1 pseudogene is annotated in these 376 nt (G+C 62.0%); it reads right to left on the bottom strand.

Annotated features, from left to right (window positions below):
* Positions 1–305: pseudogene (locus tag MRBLSP13_RS20765) on the bottom strand (hypothetical protein); the annotation flags it as partial.
* Positions 306–376: the final 71 nt, after the last annotated feature.

Here is a 376-nt window from a genome sequence, read left to right as displayed (position 1 = left end):
AGTATCGCCGCTGAGGTGAGCCGGACTGAAGTTCGACGCGCGTGCGTGGCTTCCCAATCCTTGACGTTGAGCCGCACCGTCCGCGCCTGGAAGGCCAGAGTCACCCCGATCATCGAGATCACGAGGATCATCTTGATCCAGAAGGCCGCATTGAGGAGCTCGCGGGTTGGCTCGGCAATGATCATCCCGAGTCCGCTGATGACCAGGACGAGCAAAGCCCACCAGATCCACGGTGCGAACCGCGCGACAGTGTCGCCCATCGTTCGGTCGACCCCGCTGATCCTCAGGATGCGCATGTTGATCATGAGCACAGATCCGAAAGCAGCCGCGATCGCAAGGATGTGCGCGACCTGAAGCGCCGGGACCGCCCAGAAGT

This window comes from Sphingobium sp. LSP13-1-1.1, from assembly GCF_040676415.1.
GTDB lineage: Bacteria > Pseudomonadota > Alphaproteobacteria > Sphingomonadales > Sphingomonadaceae > Sphingobium.
Note: the sequence above shows the minus strand (reverse complement) of the source record. Positions and strands in the feature narration are given on the sequence as shown.